Origin of the sequence: Halopolyspora algeriensis, assembly GCF_003337235.1 — a bacterium.
GTDB classification, from domain to species: Bacteria; Actinomycetota; Actinomycetes; order Mycobacteriales; family Pseudonocardiaceae; genus Haloactinomyces; species Haloactinomyces algeriensis.
On the sequence record NZ_QPJC01000002.1, the window covers coordinates 410,251 to 426,680 of the forward strand.

The window sequence follows — 16,430 nt, forward strand, 5'->3', positions numbered from 1 at the left end:
AGCTGGGCGGCATGCTCCGGCTGCGGCAAGCGGGGTTCGCCCCACTCAGCGGGATTGTCGGCCAGGCAGGAGCACGCCTTCTCCTAAGGTCGACGACCCACAGGTCGGCAATGATCCCATGCACTGCAGGACAAGGAGTGAGTCGATGAGCAAGACAGATCTCACGGGCCGCACCGCCATCGTGACCGGCGCCGGTGCCGGTCTGGGCCGGGCCGAGGCATTGGCGCTGGCGGCCCGTGGTGCCCATGTCGTCGTCAACGACATGGGCACCGGCGCCGACACGGTCGCCACGGAGATCGAGCAGGCCGGCGCCGAGGCCCTGGCCGTCCAAGGCGACGTCAGCGACTGGACGTTCGGTGAGGAGCTGGTGAACGCCGCGGTCGACACGTTCGGCAGTCTCGACATCGTCGTCAACAACGCCGGGATTCTGCGCGACACGATGCTGTTCAACCTCACCGAGCAGCAGTGGGACGATGTCATCCGGGTGCACCTCAAGGGCCACGCCGCGGTGTCGCGTGCCGCCGGTGCCCACTGGCGGGCTGCCTCCAAGGCCGCGGGCGGTCCGGTGTACGGCCGGGTCGTCAACACTGCTTCGGAGGCGTTCCTGTTCGGCGCCGCGGGCCAGCCGAACTATGCCGCGGCCAAGGCCGGGATCGCCGCGCTGACCCTGTCGACCTCGCGTGGCCTGTCCCGCTACGGCGTCACCGCCAACGCCATCTGCCCGCGGGCGCGTACCGGCATGACGGCGGACGTCTTCGCCGGGGATTCCGGCAGCGGCCAGCTCGACCTCATGGCTCCGGAGCGGGTCGGCACTTTCGTGTCCTATCTCGCGGCGCCGGCTTCCGCCGAGATCAACGGGCAGGTCTTCATCGTGTACGGCGACATGGTGGCGCTGATGGCGGCCCCGACGGTGGAGAACAAGTTCACGGCCGAGTCGGGCACCTTCTCCGTCGAGGAACTCGACGCCCAGCTCACGCCGTACTTCGAGGGACGCCCGGAGTGGCGGACCTACGCCGCGTTCAGCGTCGCGGAGCTCGACACCACCGGTGCCGGCAACAACGCGAACTGATCCGGCAGCAAACGCGATTACCTGCGAGGTGGGCAACGTATTCCTCGGTGACCATCGGTGGTGGTCGAACACCCCGGCGGGGTGGGCACGAGACCCACCGCGGCGGTCTTCCGGTGGCAGCCGCGGTCGTGGTTCTGCCTCAGGCGCCGTAGACGGGCTCGGGCGGTTCGGCCTTCGCCAACAGGTCCCGCAGGGCGGGGCCCACATCGGCGGACTCCCAGCGTCGGCCGATGTCCACGGCAGGGCCGTGCCGCCAGCCCTCCTCGACACAGATCCTGCCGCCTTCGACCTCGATCACGCGGCCGGTCACGTCGGCCGAGTCCTCGCTCGCCAGCCACGCGACGACCGGCGAGACGTTCGCCGGGTCCACCGCGTCGAAGCCCGACTCCGGCTTGGCCATGGTCGCGGCGAAGACCTCCTCGGTCATCCGCGTCCGGGCAGCCGGAGCGATCGCGTTGACGGTCACGCCGTAGCGGCCGAGCTCCTGGGCCGCGACAAGGGTCAGTCCCGCGATGCCTGCCTTCGCAGCGGTGTACGTCCCCTGCCCGACGCTGCCCTGCAGACCGGCGCCGGAGCTGGTGTTGATCACTCGCGCCGCCCGGGGCCGGCCTTCCTTGGCTTCGGAGCGCCAGTAGGCCGCCGCATGCCTCAGCAGGGCGAAGTGGCCCTTGAGGTGGACGCGGATCACCGCGTCCCACTCGTCCTCACCGGTGTTGACCAGCATCCGGTCTCGGAGGAATCCGGCGTTGTTGACGAGGATGTCGAGCCCGCCGAACGTGTCGATCGCCTGCTGCACCATTCGTTGGGCACCGTCGAAGTCCGCCACGTCGTCGCCGTTGGCGACCGCCTCTGCACCGAGCTCGTCGATCAGGGCGGCGACGTCGTTGGCCGGGTCGGCCGAGGTCCCCATGCCGTCTGCGGAGGCCCCGAGGTCGTTGACCACCACCTTGGCCCCCTGCCGCGCCAGCTCGAGCGCGTGCTCGCGGCCGATGCCGCGTCCCGCGCCGGTGACGATCGCGACGCGTCCTGCACAGATCCTGCTCACATCCACTCCTGGTTTTCTCGGTGCTGAGGTCGGGACTTGAACGGAGGCCGCGACCGCAAGGAAGCGCCCGGTCGTGTCGAGTCGGTGGCCACGCGACCTTCGTCGCCTTCCGACCGAACCAAGCAACTGTTAGGGTACCAAGCAAATGTTAGGTTAGGAAGGCGACATGGGCATCAGCTCGACCCTGCACGACGGGGGCATCCGCGTCGTGACGATGGACTTTCCCCCGGTCAACGCACTGCCGGCGGCCGGGTGGTTCGGCGTCGCGGAGACCCTGGACGAGGCGTCGAAGGACAGGAACACCCACGTGGTGGTGCTGCGTGCCGAGGGTCGTGGGTTCAACGCGGGTGTGGACATCAAGGAGATGCAGACCACCAGCGGCTTCGACGCGCTGATCGAGGCGAACCGCGGCTGCTACGCGGCGTTCAAGGCGGTCTACGAGTGCGCGACGCCGGTGGTGGCGGCGGTGCAGGGGTTCTGCCTCGGCGGTGGGATGGGCCTCGTGGGCAACGCGGACACGATCGTGGCCTGTGACGATGCGTTCTTCGGACTGCCGGAGGTGGACCGCGGTGCGCTGGGGGCGGCGACACACCTGTCCCGGATGGTGCCGCCGCATCTGATGCGGACGCTGTACTTCACCGGCCGCACCATCACCGCCCAGCAGCTGCACCACCACGGATCGGTGCTCGAGGTGGTCTCGCGCGAGGAGCTCGACGACGCGGCGATGCAGGTCGCCGGAGAGATCGCGAGCAAGGACCCCCGCGTGATCCGCGCTGCGAAGGAGGCGATCAACGGGATCGACCCGGTCGACGTCAACCGCAGCTACCGCTTCGAGCAGGGCTTCACGATGGAGCTCAACCTGTCCGGCGTCGCCGACGGGCACCGCGACGAGTTCGCCGGCACGAGCAAGGCGGACCGCAACGACGAGGCGGGAAACCACTGATGACCGAGGCACGCACGAGAAACAAGGTGATGTCGGTCGACGATGCCGTCGCCCGGCTCGAGGACGGCATGACGATCGGCATCGGCGGCTGGGGGTCACGCCGCAAGCCGATGGCGCTGGTCCGGGCGATCCTGCGCTCCGACCTGAAGGACCTGACCATCGTCTCCTACGGTGGGCCGGATGTCGGCCTGCTGTGCGCGGCGGGCAAGGTCACGAAGCTGGTCTATGCGTTCGTGTCGCTGGACTCCATCCCGCTCGAGCCGCTGTTCCGCGCGGCGCGGGAGAACGCGGCCGTCGAGGTCGAGGAATGGGACGAGGGGATGTTCCAGACCGGCCTGCGTGCCGCGGCGCAACGTCTGCCGTTCCTGCCCATGCGCGCCGGCCTCGGGTCGGACGTGATGACCCACAACCCTCGCCTGAGGACGGTCACCTCGCCGCACGACGACGGGGAGGAACTCGTCGCCGTACCGGCACTCGACCTCGACGTGGCCCTGGTGCACATGAACCGCGCCGACGAGCACGGCAACGCGCAGTACTTCGGACCCGACCCGTACTTCGATGACCTGTTCTGCCTCGCGGCCTCGCAGCGGTTCGTCTCCACCGAGCAGATCGTGGACACCGCCGAACTCACCGCCGACGCACCCGTGCAGACGCTGCTGCTGAACCGGATGATGGTCGACGGAGTCGTGGAGACCCGCAACGGGGCGCACTTCACCACCTGCGTGCCCGACTACGGCCGCGACGAGAAGTTCCAGAAGACCTACGCCACCGCCGCGGCGGACCCGGCGAGCTGGGTGGAGTTCGAGCAGCGGTTCCTCTCCGGTGACGAGCGGGCCTACCAGGACGCCGTCGCCGCCTTCCACGCCGAGCAGAGCGGAGGCAACTGAATGGACGCGACGAGAGCGGAGGTGTGCGCCGCAGCGCTCGCCGACTTCTTCGAGGGCGACGGCGAGATCATGGCCAGCCCGATGGGACTGCTGCCCACGCTCGGGGCACGGCTGGCCAAACTGACCCACTCCCCCGGCCTGCTGCTCACCGATGGCGAGGCGATGGCCCTCGACGGTGTTCCACCGCTGGGGGAGAGTTCCGGCGTCGTCGAGGGCTGGATCCCGTTCCGTGCGGTGCTCGACGTCGTCGTGCCCCACGGCAAGCGCCACGTCATCATGGGCGCGACCCAACTCGACCGGCACGGCAACCAGAACATCTCCTGCATCGGCGACTTCGCCCGGCCCGAACGCCAGCTTCTGGGCGTGCGCGGCGCACCCGGCAACACCGTGAACAACAAGACCAGCTACTGGGTGCCCAAGCACAGCGCCCGGGTCTTCGTCGAGCAGGTCGACATGGTCTCCGGTGTCGGCCGCAAGCGCGCCGGGCAGGCCGGGGCCGCGGCGACACGTTTCCACAACGTCCACCGCGTCGCGAGCAACCTCGGGGTGTTCGACTTCCACGGTCCCGACCACGCCCTCCGGCTGGTCTCGGTGCACCCCGGCGTCACCGTCGACGAGGTCCGCAAGGCCAGCGGCTGCGATCTCCACGTCGAGGGAGACGTCCCCGAGACCAGGACGCCCTCGGCGGAGGAGCTGGCCCTGATCCGCGAGGTGCTCGACCCCACGTCCCTGCGCGACCGCGAGGTTCCCGCGGCATGATCGAACAGCTGATCCGGACCCCGCTGACCGAGCTGGTCGGTGTACGCCACCCCGTCGTGCAGACCGGCATGGGTTGGGTCGCCGGCCCCCGGCTGGTCTCCGCCACCGCCAACGCCGGCGGCCTGGGCATCCTGGCCTCGGCCACGATGACCTACGACGAGCTCGCCGCCGCGATCCGCGAGGTCAAGCAACGCACCGACGCCCCCTTCGGGGTCAACCTCCGCGCCGACGCCGGTGACGCCGGTGAGCGGGTGAAGCTGCTCATCGACGAGGGCGTGGCAGTGGCGTCCTTCGCGCTCGCGCCGAAGCGGGAGATGATCGCCGAGCTCAAGGACGCAGGCATCGTCGTCATCCCCTCGGTCGGCGCGCCGCGCCACGCGGAGAAGGTCGCCTCCTGGGGGGCCGACGCCGTGATCATCCAGGGCAGCGAGGGTGGCGGCCACACCGGCAACGTTCCCACCACGCTGCTGCTGCCGACCGTGCTCGCCGCCGTCGACATCCCCGTGCTCGCCGCCGGTGGCTTCTTCGACGGCCGCGGCCTCGCGGCGGCGCTGTCCTACGGTGCCGCCGGTATCGGCATGGGCACCAGGTTCCTGCTCACCAAGGACAGCGCCGTGCCCGACGCGGTGAAGCAGGAGTACCTCCGGCACGACCTCAACGGCACCGTCGTCACCACCAAGGTCGACGGCATGCCCCACCGCATGCTGCACACCGACCTCGTCGAGGAGCTCGAGGGAGCCGGCCCGCTCAAGCGGCTCGCCCCGACGATACGCCGCACGCTGGAGTTCAAGAGGGCAAACGGCCTGTCCTGGCGTCGGCTCCTCGCAGACGGACGCTCCATGAAGCACGGCAGCGGCCGGAGCTGGTCGCAGATGGTGCTCGCCGCGAACACCCCGATGATGCTCAAAGCCGGGCTCGTCGAGGGCCGCACCGATGCCGGTGTTCTCGCCTCCGGCCAGGTGGTCGGCGTGATCGACGATCTTCCCACCTGCGAGGAGCTCCTCGACCGGGTCGCCACCGAGGCGGCCGACCAGCTGCGACGGAGGGGCACCCTGCTCGTCTGACCGGCCCCGCCTCGGCAGCCCACGGAGTTCAGACGGCGTCGACGAGGCAGGCCTCGGGCGCATCCGACCGCAGCAAGGGCGCCCGCTCGGGGTCTGAGGAGCAGCCGTACAGGATCCTCCGGAGGTCGCGGCCGGCGGCCGGGACCAGGGCGGCGGGCCCAGTCGAGCGGCGAGATCGTACGTACACGCCCGGCCGGGCCGCCCCGGGCCACGGTGCCCTGAGCACTCTCCACTCAGCCGGCGTTGAACGCCTCGTCGACGGTCAGCGTGTCCTCGTACAGGTGCATGCGGACGATCCGACCGTCGTCGACCACCAGGTGCATGGCCGCCGGTGTGGTGAACTCCTTACCGCTGGCCACGACGGTGTGCGTGAAGTTCGCCAGCAGCATCACGTCACCACCGTCGACGATGACGCGCTCCAGCACGACCTTGCTCCTGCCGTGCGCGAAATGCGGCCACATCGTGGTGAAGTACGGCGCGACCTCCTCCCGGCGGGTACGGCGCCCGGTCCAGGGCAGCGCGTCACTGCCGGGAACGTGCCAGTCGATCTCCTCGGCGAACAGTTCCTGGATGCCGTCGGGGTCCTGCCTGCCGAGGCGCTCCACGAACTTCTCGGCCACGGTCCGCGAGGTCTGAGTATCTGTTGCCATCGCCCTTGCCCTTTGTCTTTTTGCTCGCACGAGGTGTGTCGGTCGGGCCTCAGCCCTGGAACAGAAAGTGCTTGCCGCTCAGCGGCCCGCCGAGCTGCATGAGCGCCCCGCCTTCGCGCAGCGCGCCAAGATCGACCGGCGCGAACCCGAATTCGGTCAGCAGCCGTGTGAACTGTCCCATGAGAAGCTCCCATTCCTTTTCCTTGATGTAACCATTTTTGTTACATTTATGGGCGCGGGCTGTGATCTGCCTCGATCAGGGGAAGTCAACAGTCCGAGGTCAGGCGGCTTTCAAGACGTCCCGCAGCACGTCCTCCAGCGTGGTCTTGGCCAGCTCCCCGCGCAGGGCTGCCTCCACCTCCTCGTACACGGCGGCCATCGCCGGCCCGATGCCGTGGCCCACGACGCACTCGGGGTCCGGTGTCGCGCGGTGCAGGGCGAAGACCGGTCCCGGCTCGATCGCCTGGTAGACGTCGAGCAGGGTGATCGCCGCCAGGTCCCGCACGAGCATCCAACCCGCCCCCCGCTGCGAATCGACCAGGCCGGCCTTGCGCAGCTCGGCCAGCAGGCGGCGGATCACCACCGGGTTGGTGTTGACACTCGTCGCGATCTGCTCGGAGGTGGCGACCTCATGGCCGCGCCGCTGATACAGCCCGATCCATGTCAGGGCGTGCGCCGTGATGGTCAGTCTGCTGTTGGCGCTCACGTCGGACTCCATCTCCCTCACCCCTCGGCTCTACTCGTAACAGTATTTGTTACAAAGACGTACGACAAGTCCTGCGGGCAGCCCCCGACCGGACCGGGCGCGCGCCCGGTCACAGGGCGGAGTCGAGAGCATTGCTCGGCCCTCCGCTGCTCGCCCGGGGATCTCGTTCCGGACGCCGGGTCGCCCGATCGGCACCCTTTGCGACGCAGACGGATCCCCCCGTCGAGCTGATGGCCACCACCCCGCTCACGGTGCCGACGCGCTGGCCACGCCCCCTGCCCGAGCAGGAATGGTCTCCACCCGTGTCCAGGTTCGCGCCGCCAGAAACTCATCCACCTCGCTGGTCGACTGAGCCGTGCCTGCCTTGGTGACTGCGCGGAACGGCACATTCGTAGGGGGCGATGCCGTGCTCACGGCCGCAGCAGTTGCCGCACCCGTGCGGTTTCGCGGGTGAGGTGGTCGCGCTCCGGCACGCTGGTAGCGGCGCGGGAGGCCTCGGCATACAGCTCGGCGGCGCGGGAGAGGTCACCGGCGCGTTCGTGCAGGTATGCCGCCACCGCGGTGTAACGGGGCAGGCCGGGATCCACGTCGGCCAGCGCCGCCAGGCCGGCCTGCGGTCCGTCGGCCTCGCCGGCGGCCACTGCGCGATTGAGCCGCACCACCGGATTGCCGGTGAGCAGCAGCAGTTCGTCGTACCACTCCACGATCTGCACCCAGTCCGTCTCGCCGGCGCTGCGGGCGTCCGCGTGCAGGGCGGCGATCGCGGCCTGCGCCTGGTATTCGCCCAGCCGGTCGCGGGCCAACGCGACCTGCAGGATCATCACACCCTCGGTGATCAGCTCGGTGTCCCAGCACGATCGGTCCTGCTCGGCAAGCGGCACCAGACGGCCTCCGGGGCCGGTGCGAGAGGCGCGACGCGCATGATGCAGCAGCATGAGCGCGAGCAGCCCCACGACCTCGGGCTCGTCGGTCAGGGCGGCGAGGTGGCGGGTGAGGCGGATCGCCTCGGCCGCCAGGTCGACGTCCCCGCCGTACCCCTCGTTGAACACGAGGTAGAGCACCCGCAGCACCGTGGCCAGATCGCCGGGCTGGTCGAGCCGCAGCCCCGCGATCCGCCGCTTGGCCCGGCTGATCCGCTGCGCCATGGTGGCCTCGGGGACGAGGTGTGCCGTGGCGATCTGCCGCGTCGTCAGGCCACCGACCGCGCGCAGCGTCAGGGCGACGGCCGAGCCCGGAGACAGGGTGGGATGCGCGCACAGAAAGTAGAGCCGCAGCGTGTCGTCCGTGTCGGGCACCGGGCCGGCCGGGGGTTCGACCTCCACGGCAAGCTCCCGTCCCCGCCGCGACGCCTCGGCGCGGGCGGCGTCGAGGAACCTGCGCCACGCGACCGTGACCAGCCACCCCTTCGGGTCGCGCGGTGGATCGTCCGGCCAGGTCTCCAACGCACGGATCAAGGCCTCCTGCACGGCATCCTCGGCCGACGCGAAGTCGGCTCCGCGTCGGACGAGGACACCGATCACCGCGGGCACCAGCTCCCGCAGCAGCGACTCGTTCACTCGGCCACCGTGGACTGCTCGGACAGGAACGGGCGCACCTCGAGCCACTCGTGGATCGGCTCGCCGCCGGCCCCTGGAGCGGCGGACAGCTCCCCGGCCAGCGCGACCGCGCGGTCCCAGGACTCCACGTCGATGACCATCCAGCCGGCGATGAGGTCCTTGGTCTCGGCGAACGGACCATCGGTCACCGGTGGGCGCCCCTCGCCGTCGTACCGCACGAACGTGCCCTCGGGCGCCAGTGCTTGTCCGTCGACGAACTCGCCCGTGGTTTCCAAGCGTGCGGCGAAGTCGCGCATGAACCGGATGTGCGCGTCGACCTCCTCCGGTGTCCACTGGTCCATCGGCGGATGATCGGCAGCGGGGGTCGGGCCACCTCGGTAGTGCTTCAGCAGCAGGTACTTCATGGTGGTTCTCCTTCTTCGTCGTGCGGCCCGGCGTGGCCGCTGGTGTCCCTGGGACGGAGCCGGCGGGACATTCTCGACACCCGCAAGCGTGCCGAGTTCCAGGACCTGCTTCCGGGCGCCACCGCTCCTGGGACATCCGTGTCCGAGCGGCCGACCGCAGCAACCGGAGAACTGAGGCTACTGGCGCGTTTCGTCGTCGGAAAGCAGGTGCCTCCAGCTGTCGGTGAGCAGCTCGAGCGCGCGGGGATCTCCACTGCTCTCGTCGTGGAGGCCACACCCATCTGGTGGACCTCGCGTGACCACAGCGCCGCCCGCTCACCGCGCTGCTATTCCTGTTCGGTGAGGACGGCCTGGGTTTGGGTGGTGTGGGCGACGAGACGCTGCTGATCGTCGAACAGCTCGGTCCGGACGGTGATCGTGGTGCGACCGGCGTGGAGCGGCCGGCACACGCCGTGCAGTCTGCCTGCCCGGATGCCGTGGAAGAAGTTGCTTGTGGATTCGATGGTCGAGGTGGTGGCGCCGTCGGACAGGTGCAGGTAGCCGCAGATCGCGCCGAGGCTGTCGGCCAGCGTCATGATGGCGCCACCGTGCAGGTATCCGCCGAGGGTGCACAGGCTTGCTGCCCAGTCGAGGTGCCCGCGCACCTCGTGGGCTTCGGCGGAGTCCAGATGTATTCCGAGGGATTCGGCCAGGGGCATGGAGGCGATCAGCAGATGGGTCTGGTCGGAGGACGGCTCGGTCATCGGGGCTTCTCCTTGTGATCGGGGTTGCGGTCGAGGGCTGCGGTGACGAGTTCGGCGTTGTCGGTGGCGATGCTTCCGTCGGGCAGTTGCAGCGTGTCTTCCAGACCGATGCGGATGTCGAGCCGTAATCGTGTGGCCATGTCGAGCACCGGCCAGGCACCTGCGGCCTGACCGTGCAGCAGGATGGGTGCGGGGGTCTGCGCCAGCCGTTGCAGGAAGGTTCGGGCGGTGCCGACCGAGCCGCGTGCGGTGCGGTCGGTGATGGTGGCCAGCACGCGCAGGGTGCGGTGGCGCAGGGGTGAGCGCAGGAAGTCGCGTTCGGATCCGGTGCCCGAGTGCAGGCCTGCTTCGAGGCCGATGCCGCGTTCCAGCAGGGCCGTGGCGATCTCGTCGGCGCCGTGTTCGTGCCAGTTGACCGAGGCGTGGTCGGGCAGCAGTGTCCAGGTTCGGATGGCTGTGATGCGTGCGCGCGGGTCGGGGATGGTCCAGACGCCGGTGGGGATGCCGATGGGAGTGCCGGGGACGGCCGCGCGCACAGCACGCAGGGTGGTGGCCAGAACGGGAGCTTCGAGGCTGTCGGTGCCGTCGGGGGCTTTGGGATGCAGGTGGATGTCGCGGGCTCCGGCAGCGACGCTGATGGCGGCGGCACGAGCCAGGTCTTCGGGGCGCACCGGCAGGTGGTGGTGTTCACGGGGAGAGCGGGCGCCGTTGAGACAGACCTGCAACATGGGTTGATTCTGCGTGATGAGCCCGGTGCGGGGCAGGTCGCGACATTGTCTCGTGTTCGCCACCCGTGTCTGTTGACATCTCACCGTGTGGAACACGACGATCATTCGTCATGGATCTGTCGGCGGACCGGGCGGTGGTCGAGGCGCGCCGGGTAAGGGCCAGTGGAAAGGACTGAGTCCCGTGGACTTGCTCAACGGCGTCATCGTCGCTGTCAACGATGCGTTCTGGTTTTATCTCATCATTCCCCTGCTCGCCGTGCTGAGCGTGTATTTCACGGTGCGTTCGGGCGTGGTGCAGCTGCGATTGGCGCCGGAGATGGTGCGTTCGCTGCGCAGCCGGTCCGAAGTGGCCTCCGACGGGGGCAAGGCCATCTCGTCGTTTCAGGCCTTTGCGATCTCGGCGGCGGCCCGGATCGGGACCGGCAACATCGCCGGGGTGGCCACGGCCATCGCCTTGGGTGGTCCCGGGGCGGTGCTGTGGATGTGGATCATGGGGTTTCTCGTCGGTTCGACGAGTTTCGTGGAGTCGACCCTGGCGCAGCTGTACAAGGTTCGTGACCGGTCCGGCTTTCGAGGCGGTCCGGCGTATTACATGGAGCGTGGCCTGGGGGCGCGCTGGATGGGTGTGCTCTTTGCCGTCGTGATCACGGTGACGTTCGGTTTCGTGTTCAACGCGGTGCAGAGCAACACCATTTCCGGTGCGGTGCGGAATTCGGCGCAGGCCTCCGGTGTGGACACGACCGGCTGGCTGGCCCCGGTGGTGGGTCTGGGGCTGGTGGTGCTGACCGCCGTGGTGATTTTCGGTGGTGTGCGTCGTATCGCGCAGGTGGCGCAGACGCTGGTGCCGTTCATGGCACTGATCTACCTGGGGTTGGGCCTGATCGTCGTCGCGCTCAATGTGGAGCGTGTTCCCGGTGTGCTCGCCGAGATCGTTACCCACGCCTTCGGGTTCCGCGAGATGGCTGCGGCCGGTATCGGTGCCGCGATCGTGCAGGGCGTGCGCCGGGGCATGTTCTCCAATGAGGCCGGTCTGGGTTCGGCGCCCAATGCGGGGGCGAGTGCGTCGGTGAGCCATCCGGTCAAGCAGGGGCTGGCGCAAACGTTCGGGGTGTATTTCGACACCCTGGTCGTGTGCTCGACGACGGCGTTCATCATCCTGCTGGCGGACCCGTCCTACGGCCAGAGCCGTGGTCCGTCGATGACGCAGGAGGCGCTGCAGACCCACCTGGGGACGTGGTCGCTGCACCTGCTGACGCTGATCATCCTGCTGGTCGCGTTCACCTCGGTACTGGGCAACTACTACTACGGGGAGTCCAACATCGGTTTCATCACCGATCGCCCCGCGGTCATGACCGGATACAAGTGGGTGTTTTTGGTGATGACGTTTCTGGGCGCGATCGGCTCGGTGGAGTTGGTGTGGAACCTGGCCGACACCACGATGGGCGTCATGGCGCTGGTCAATCTGGTGGCGATCGCTCCGCTCGCTGCCGTTGTCATGCGTTTGATCTCGGATTACACCGAGCAGCTCGGGCAGGGGCGCGATCCGGTGTTCACGCGGGACCGGATGCCCGATGTGTCCGGGGTGGAGTGCTGGCCTCCCGAGGAGGAGATCGAGCAGGATCGCCAGGCGGCGCGGACCTGACGTCTCGGTGCGGAGTCGCAGACGACGGTGTGACCATCGTCTGCGAACCGCTGTCAGGCCGAGTGACCCACGGTGCGGGTGAACTCGGCCACGACGCGTCCGAGTTCGGCTCCGGCGTCTTCCTGCAGGAAGTGACCGGCCCCGTCGATGGTGGGATGGTCGAGCCCGGCCGCTCCGGGAATCGTGCGGCGCAGGATGGGCCCCATGGCGCCGGTGATCGGATCGTTGTCGCTGAAGGCGGTCAGGAAGGGAGTGTCACCGGCCGCCAGGGCCTTCCAGGCCGTGCGGTTGGCCTCGGTGGCGGGATCGTCCGGGCTGGTGGGCACCAGGGTCGGCATGACACGGGGGCCGGCCTTGTACTCCTCGGACGGAAACGGTGCGTCGTAGGCGGCGCGGGCTTCGGGCGCCAGCGGCCGGTGGCAGCCACCGGCGACGAAGCGTCCGACGTCGAGGGTCTCGGCGCGTTCCACGGCGTGACGGAACTGCCACCACACCTCGGGCATGCCGTAATCGCCGGTGGGCATGCCGGTGTTGGCGGCGACCGCCCCGGCGAAGCGGTGCGGGTGTTCGGCCAGCAGGCGCAGCCCGATCAGCCCGCCCCAGTCCTGGCCGACCAGGGTGACGCGCTGCAGGTCCAGGTGGTCGAAGACCAGGCTGCGCACCCATTCGACGTGGCGGGCGTAGCTGTGGTCGGCCTGCTCGGCCGGTTTGTCCGAGCGGCCGAACCCGACGAGGTCCGGCGCGATCGCCCGCAGGCCCGCGGCGGCCAGCTCGGGCATGACCGTGCGGTACAGAAACGACCAGCTCGGCTCGCCGTGCAGCAGCAGCACGACCGGACCGTCGGCGGGCCCGTCGGTGACGTAGGCCATGCGCAGTGTGCCGCCGTCCTGGTCGGGCACATCGGCGTAGTGTGGTGGGTAATCGAAGTCGCCGATCTCGGCGAAACAGTCGTCGGGCGTTCGCAAAACACGCATGAGCGGACGCTACAAGGTGGTGTGCGCACCGTCCACGAGATGGCGACTGAATCGGTCCCGCTCCCCCGGTCCGGTGGTGTGGGTGTGATCCGTGGCGGGGCTTGCCCTGGTCGCCGGCCGGCGTGGATAGCATCGCTGCGACAACCACCCGGCGAGCAGGAGAGAACTGCATGACACCGTCTCCCGTCACTGTCACCGTTACCGGTGCGGCCGGCCAGATCGGCTACGCGCTGCTGTTTCGGATCGCCTCCGGCCAGCTGATCGGGCCGGACATCCCGATCAAACTCAAGCTGCTGGAGATCCCGCAGGCGGTCACCGCCGCCGAGGGCACCGCGATGGAGCTCACCGACTGCGCGTTCCCGTTGCTGCACAGCATCGACGTCACCGACGATGCGCGGCAGGCCTTCGACGGCACCAACATCGCCCTGCTCGTCGGCGCTCGCCCGCGGACCCAGGGCATGGAGCGCGGTGACCTGCTCGAGGCCAACGGCGGTATTTTCAAGCCGCAGGGCGAGGCCATCAACGCCGGCGCGGCCTCCGACGTGCGGGTGCTGGCCGTGGGCAACCCGGCCAACACCAACGCGTTGATCACTCAGGCGCACGCACCGGACGTGCCTGCCGAGCGGTTCACCGCGATGACCCGCCTGGACCACAACCGTGCGCTGGCCCAGCTGGCCGCCAAGCTCGGCGTCGGTGTCGGCGACATCCGCAAGCTGGCCATCTGGGGCAACCACTCGGCCACCCAGTACCCGGACCTGTTCCATGCCGAGGTCGGCGGCAAAAGCGCCGCCGAGCAGGTGGACCGGTCCTGGCTGGCCGACGAGTTCATCCCGACCGTGGCCAAGCGGGGCGCGGCGATCATCGACGCCCGGGGGGCCTCGTCGGCGGCCTCGGCGGCCAACGCCGCCATCGACCACGTGCACACCTGGGTCAACGGCACCGCCGAGGGGGACTGGACCTCGGCCGGTGTGGTCTCCGACGGCTCCTACGGTGTGCCCGAGGGGCTGATCTCGTCGTTCCCGGTGGTCGCCCGCAACGGGCGCTACGAGATCGTGCAGGGGTTGGACATCGACGAGTTCTCCCGCGAGCGGATCGACGCCTCGGTGGCCGAGTTGTCCGAGGAGCGCGACACGGTCCGCAAGCTCGGCCTGGTCTGATCCCGGTCGCTGTTCGGGGCCGCGCCACCACCGGTGGTGGCGCGGCCCCGAACAGCCGACACCGCTGCCCCTGTGACGGTTCGCCGGTGTTTCAGGACTTGCGCATCGACCAAAAGCCCGGGCCGACCGGTTCGACGAAGTCACCTCGGGCCACGAAGTATCCTTCCGCGTTGACCGTGATGGGCAGTTGCGGCAGGGGGCGGGTGGCCGGCCCGAAGACCGGCTTCGCCGATGCGGTGATGAGAAACTCCGACTGGTGGCACGGGCAGAGGCTGATGTGGTTCTGCGAGTCGTACTGCGAGGCGGGACAGCCCAGGTGCGTGCACACCTTGGAAAAGGCGTAGTAGTCGCCGTAGTTGAAGTCCTCCTGGCCGGGACGTTTGGTGACGTGCGTGCCGGGGCGGAGCCGGATGAGCATCACCGGCGCGTCGGAGGCGCGCTCGGCGGCCAGCAGCAGTTCCTTTTCACCGCGGTCGGATTCGCGGAACGGGAACACCGTCATCATCGAACCCGGCTGCATGTCCTCGGGCCGAACCCGTTCGATATCACCGAGAACACCGGTCTGGGCGCGCAGGTAGACGGTTTCGCCGTTGACCGGTTTCCAGCCGGTGACCCACAAGGCGGCCTGGCTGCCGCCTGCCCAGGGATTGCGGACGAAGCCGCCGATCAACAGCACACCGGTGGCGGCGCCGAACAGCCCGGCCGCGGTGAGCATCGCACGTTTGATCAGCGGACGACGAGGGATGCTGGTGTCTTCGCCGATCTCGGCGAGTTTGGCCGCTGTCGTCAGACGGGTCGTCTCCTCGGACGGGCCGTCGTGGCGCTGTTGCACCGCCAGCTCGTCGGGAAAGAACTTCTTGATGTGCAGGATCAGGCCGATACCCAGCGACAGCACGGCGAGTCCGAAGGTGCCCCCGATGACCGGGGTGTAGAGCGCGTAGTAGGTGTAGCCGTCCTCGGACGGGCGCACGTACTCGTCCGGCCAGATGCTGTAGGTGACCACGAACGCGACCGCCGACAGCGCCGACAGCACGAACCACAGTGCCACCGTCCATTCGGCCCGTTTCTCGGTTCGCCTCTCGGCGCTGGAGGCAGAGGTCGGCCACTGGGGGGTCTTGGCCACCACTTCGACGTCTTCGAGGTGGTCGGCCAGCCGGGCCAGCTGCTGGTGGCTCATGCTCCTCGGGTCGCGTTCACCGGGGCTGTCTTCGGTCACGTCCTGGCTCCCAACCACAGGGCGATGGCCACCAGCGCCACCACCCCCACCAGCCAGGCGACCGCGCCTTCGGCTGCCGGGCCGATCTCGCCGAGGTTGTAACCGCCCGGGGTGTTCTTCTGATCGCGCACCGACAGGACGTAGGCGATGATGTCCTCCTTTTCTTCCGGGGTGAGCTGGCGGTCGCCGAAGGTGGGCATGGCTTGCGGACCGGTGAGCATCGCGGCGTAGAGCTGATCAGGGGTGGCCGGGTTCAGGATGGGGGCGTACTTGCCCGCGGTCAGTGCGCCGCCGCGGCCGGTGAAGTTGTGGCAGGAGGCGCAGTTGAGGCGAAACAGCAGACCACCGCGGGCGGTGTCTTCGCCGATCAGGGCGGTGCCGCTCTGCGGTGGCATTTCCGGGCCTCCTCCGTGGGCGTGGACATAGGCGCTCAGTGCCCGCAGGTTCTTCCTGCCCCGGGCGGTGTCCGGGTCGAATTCCGGCAGCGGGGGTTTGCGCAGTGCCTGTGCCTCCTGCCGGGCCAGCGGCATGCGTCCGGTGGAGACCTGGAAGTGGACGGCGGCCTCGCCCACCCCGATGAGGCTCGGCCCGCGGTTGTGCACGCCCTGCAGGTTTTCCCCGTGGCAGCTGATGCAGGTGTTGTTGTAGAGCTGCCGTCCCTGGGCGAGCAGGGTGTCCTGGGCGGTGACGACCTGTGGCTGCGGAACGAGCATCGTGTAGAGGACCCCGGCTGACAGCAGGCCGATTCCCAGGGTGAGGCCACCGCGGAGCCTGCGACGGAGCTTGCCGCGCGGCCGCCGGCTCCGACGAGCAGTGCGGGAATCCGGGGAGTCCATCGTCGGCGTCGTCCACCCCTCAAAGCAGTCGTGGTTTCGCAGCGTGCGACG

The 16,430-nt window shown here is 69.1% G+C and carries 18 protein-coding genes; 7 read left to right on the forward strand and 11 right to left on the reverse strand.

Annotation, left to right across the window (positions count from 1 at the left end; all coding sequences use genetic code 11):
• The first annotated feature begins 145 nt into the window (after window positions 1-145).
• On the forward strand, window positions 146-1,069 hold the full coding sequence (locus tag DFQ14_RS05185; RefSeq protein ID WP_114451889.1) for a 3-oxoacyl-ACP reductase: 924 nt from the start codon (window positions 146-148) through the stop codon (window positions 1,067-1,069).
• Window positions 1,070-1,208: 139 nt separating this feature from the next.
• Here DFQ14_RS05185 and DFQ14_RS05190 read toward each other — a convergent pair whose 3' ends face one another.
• The gene (locus tag DFQ14_RS05190; RefSeq protein ID WP_114451890.1) at window positions 1,209-2,114 is read right to left on the reverse strand and encodes an SDR family oxidoreductase; all 906 of its coding nucleotides are present in this window, start codon (window positions 2,112-2,114) and stop codon (window positions 1,209-1,211) included.
• 166 nt (window positions 2,115-2,280) lie between these two features.
• Here DFQ14_RS05190 and DFQ14_RS05195 point away from each other — a divergent pair, with 166 nt between their 5' ends.
• From DFQ14_RS05195 to DFQ14_RS05210, 4 genes are read left to right on the forward strand one after another with little or no spacing between them, the layout of a single operon-like run.
• Complete coding sequence (locus tag DFQ14_RS05195) at window positions 2,281-3,057, forward strand: enoyl-CoA hydratase family protein (RefSeq protein WP_114451891.1); 777 nt, start codon at window positions 2,281-2,283, stop codon at window positions 3,055-3,057.
• Window positions 3,057-3,944, forward strand: a complete 888-nt coding sequence (locus DFQ14_RS05200; protein ID WP_179951498.1) for a CoA transferase subunit A — start codon at window positions 3,057-3,059, stop codon at window positions 3,942-3,944. The genes DFQ14_RS05195 and DFQ14_RS05200 overlap by 1 nt, the downstream gene beginning before the upstream one ends.
• Window positions 3,945-4,703, forward strand: coding sequence for a CoA-transferase subunit beta (locus DFQ14_RS05205; protein WP_114451892.1), 759 nt, complete (start codon window positions 3,945-3,947; stop codon window positions 4,701-4,703).
• The gene (locus tag DFQ14_RS05210) at window positions 4,700-5,767 is read left to right on the forward strand and encodes an NAD(P)H-dependent flavin oxidoreductase (RefSeq protein WP_170206299.1); all 1,068 of its coding nucleotides are present in this window, start codon (window positions 4,700-4,702) and stop codon (window positions 5,765-5,767) included. Before DFQ14_RS05205 ends, DFQ14_RS05210 begins: the two co-directional genes overlap by 4 nt.
• A gap of 233 nt (window positions 5,768-6,000) precedes the next feature.
• On the opposite strand, the gene DFQ14_RS05215 is transcribed toward DFQ14_RS05210, so the two are convergent.
• From DFQ14_RS05215 to DFQ14_RS05245, 7 genes are all read right to left on the reverse strand, one after another.
• Window positions 6,001-6,417 carry a nuclear transport factor 2 family protein gene (locus DFQ14_RS05215; RefSeq protein WP_114451893.1) on the reverse strand — a complete coding sequence of 139 codons (417 nt, stop codon included), beginning with the start codon at window positions 6,415-6,417 and terminating at the stop codon, window positions 6,001-6,003.
• 49 nt (window positions 6,418-6,466) lie between these two features.
• Window positions 6,467-6,598 carry a hypothetical protein gene (locus DFQ14_RS05220; protein ID WP_257233578.1) on the reverse strand — a complete coding sequence of 44 codons (132 nt, stop codon included), beginning with the start codon at window positions 6,596-6,598 and terminating at the stop codon, window positions 6,467-6,469.
• Between the two features lie 99 nt (window positions 6,599-6,697).
• On the reverse strand, window positions 6,698-7,123 hold the full coding sequence (locus DFQ14_RS05225; protein WP_114452144.1) for an Rrf2 family transcriptional regulator: 426 nt from the start codon (window positions 7,121-7,123) through the stop codon (window positions 6,698-6,700).
• 410 nt (window positions 7,124-7,533) lie between these two features.
• Window positions 7,534-8,679: an RNA polymerase sigma factor gene (locus DFQ14_RS05230; RefSeq protein WP_114451894.1), complete on the reverse strand. Its 1,146-nt coding sequence runs from the start codon at window positions 8,677-8,679 to the stop codon at window positions 7,534-7,536.
• Window positions 8,676-9,083 (reverse strand): YciI family protein, encoded by a 408-nt coding sequence (locus DFQ14_RS05235; RefSeq protein WP_114451895.1) that lies wholly within the window; start codon window positions 9,081-9,083, stop codon window positions 8,676-8,678. Before DFQ14_RS05235 ends, DFQ14_RS05230 begins: the two co-directional genes overlap by 4 nt.
• 326 nt (window positions 9,084-9,409) lie before the next feature.
• Window positions 9,410-9,826, reverse strand: coding sequence for a PaaI family thioesterase (locus DFQ14_RS05240; protein WP_114451896.1), 417 nt, complete (start codon window positions 9,824-9,826; stop codon window positions 9,410-9,412).
• Entirely contained in the window at window positions 9,823-10,554 is a 732-nt protein-coding gene (locus DFQ14_RS05245) for a 3-keto-5-aminohexanoate cleavage protein (RefSeq protein ID WP_114451897.1), read from the reverse strand. The genes DFQ14_RS05240 and DFQ14_RS05245 overlap by 4 nt, the downstream gene beginning before the upstream one ends.
• A 181-nt stretch (window positions 10,555-10,735) precedes the next feature.
• On the opposite strand from DFQ14_RS05245, the gene DFQ14_RS05250 reads away from it, so the two are divergent.
• Window positions 10,736-12,196, forward strand: a complete 1,461-nt coding sequence (locus DFQ14_RS05250) for an alanine/glycine:cation symporter family protein (RefSeq protein ID WP_114451898.1) — start codon at window positions 10,736-10,738, stop codon at window positions 12,194-12,196.
• 53 nt (window positions 12,197-12,249) lie between these two features.
• Here DFQ14_RS05250 and DFQ14_RS05255 read toward each other — a convergent pair whose 3' ends face one another.
• On the reverse strand, window positions 12,250-13,170 hold the full coding sequence (locus tag DFQ14_RS05255; RefSeq protein ID WP_114451899.1) for a haloalkane dehalogenase: 921 nt from the start codon (window positions 13,168-13,170) through the stop codon (window positions 12,250-12,252).
• A 170-nt stretch (window positions 13,171-13,340) separates the two neighbouring features.
• Between DFQ14_RS05255 and DFQ14_RS05260 the strand changes: the two genes are divergently transcribed.
• Entirely contained in the window at window positions 13,341-14,327 is a 987-nt protein-coding gene (locus DFQ14_RS05260) for a malate dehydrogenase (RefSeq protein ID WP_114451900.1), read from the forward strand.
• Window positions 14,328-14,418: 91 nt separating this feature from the next.
• Here DFQ14_RS05260 and qcrA read toward each other — a convergent pair whose 3' ends face one another.
• Both qcrA and qcrC read right to left on the reverse strand, forming a co-directional pair.
• Window positions 14,419-15,543, reverse strand: a complete 1,125-nt coding sequence (gene qcrA, locus DFQ14_RS05265) for a cytochrome bc1 complex Rieske iron-sulfur subunit (protein ID WP_246195349.1) — start codon at window positions 15,541-15,543, stop codon at window positions 14,419-14,421.
• A complete protein-coding gene (qcrC, locus tag DFQ14_RS05270) occupies window positions 15,540-16,379 on the reverse strand; it encodes a cytochrome bc1 complex diheme cytochrome c subunit (RefSeq protein WP_114451902.1) in 840 nt (279 codons plus the stop codon). Before qcrC ends, qcrA begins: the two co-directional genes overlap by 4 nt.
• Between the last annotated feature and the right edge of the window lie 51 nt (window positions 16,380-16,430).

Coding starts and splice junctions, on each gene's coding strand:
- DFQ14_RS05240 (WP_114451896.1), bottom strand. CDS start 9,826: ATGACCGAGCCGTCCTCCGACCAGACCCATCTGCTGATCGCCTCCATG.
- DFQ14_RS05215 (WP_114451893.1), bottom strand. CDS start 6,417: ATGGCAACAGATACTCAGACCTCGCGGACCGTGGCCGAGAAGTTCGTG.
- DFQ14_RS05220 (WP_257233578.1), bottom strand. CDS start 6,598: ATGGGACAGTTCACACGGCTGCTGACCGAATTCGGGTTCGCGCCGGTC.
- qcrC (WP_114451902.1), bottom strand. CDS start 16,379: ATGGACTCCCCGGATTCCCGCACTGCTCGTCGGAGCCGGCGGCCGCGC.
- DFQ14_RS05200 (WP_179951498.1), top strand. CDS start 3,057: ATGACCGAGGCACGCACGAGAAACAAGGTGATGTCGGTCGACGATGCC.
- DFQ14_RS05210 (WP_170206299.1), top strand. CDS start 4,700: ATGATCGAACAGCTGATCCGGACCCCGCTGACCGAGCTGGTCGGTGTA.
- DFQ14_RS05195 (WP_114451891.1), top strand. CDS start 2,281: ATGGGCATCAGCTCGACCCTGCACGACGGGGGCATCCGCGTCGTGACG.
- DFQ14_RS05260 (WP_114451900.1), top strand. CDS start 13,341: ATGACACCGTCTCCCGTCACTGTCACCGTTACCGGTGCGGCCGGCCAG.
- DFQ14_RS05185 (WP_114451889.1), top strand. CDS start 146: ATGAGCAAGACAGATCTCACGGGCCGCACCGCCATCGTGACCGGCGCC.
- DFQ14_RS05205 (WP_114451892.1), top strand. CDS start 3,945: ATGGACGCGACGAGAGCGGAGGTGTGCGCCGCAGCGCTCGCCGACTTC.
- DFQ14_RS05235 (WP_114451895.1), bottom strand. CDS start 9,083: ATGAAGTACCTGCTGCTGAAGCACTACCGAGGTGGCCCGACCCCCGCT.
- DFQ14_RS05255 (WP_114451899.1), bottom strand. CDS start 13,170: ATGCGTGTTTTGCGAACGCCCGACGACTGTTTCGCCGAGATCGGCGAC.
- DFQ14_RS05245 (WP_114451897.1), bottom strand. CDS start 10,554: ATGTTGCAGGTCTGTCTCAACGGCGCCCGCTCTCCCCGTGAACACCAC.